The following is a 254-nucleotide window of genomic DNA, read 5'->3' as shown; positions in this document are numbered from 1 at the left end:
GGATATGCCTGGTGCGAACGTCATCGTATTAGGTTTTGCACACCTGCAATCCATCGACCTTGGGCATCATCAAATCGCTGACTATGATATCCGGAATATGTTCCAAGGCGTGTTGTATCCCCACTTCACCATCTTTGGCTTCCAGTATGCTATACTGGTCGTTTAGCACCTCTCTGATATAATTCCTAAGGTCTACATTGTCCTCAATAAGTAAGAGCAGTGGCAATTCCTCGTTGTCAATATCCGTTTCGGGC

Annotated in this window: 1 protein-coding gene; it reads right to left on the bottom strand. The window is 45.7% G+C overall.

What is annotated here, in order from left to right; translation table 11 throughout:
* Positions 1-28: 28 nt before the first annotated feature.
* The coding region (locus ACRHOZ_RS21140; protein ID WP_431130297.1) for a response regulator transcription factor at positions 29-254 on the bottom strand (226 nt) is incomplete at its 5' end.

This window comes from Flagellimonas flava, from assembly GCF_050617915.1.
Taxonomy (GTDB): Bacteria; Bacteroidota; Bacteroidia; order Flavobacteriales; family Flavobacteriaceae; genus Flagellimonas; species Flagellimonas flava_A.
This window is presented reverse-complemented; position numbering and strand designations above follow the sequence as displayed.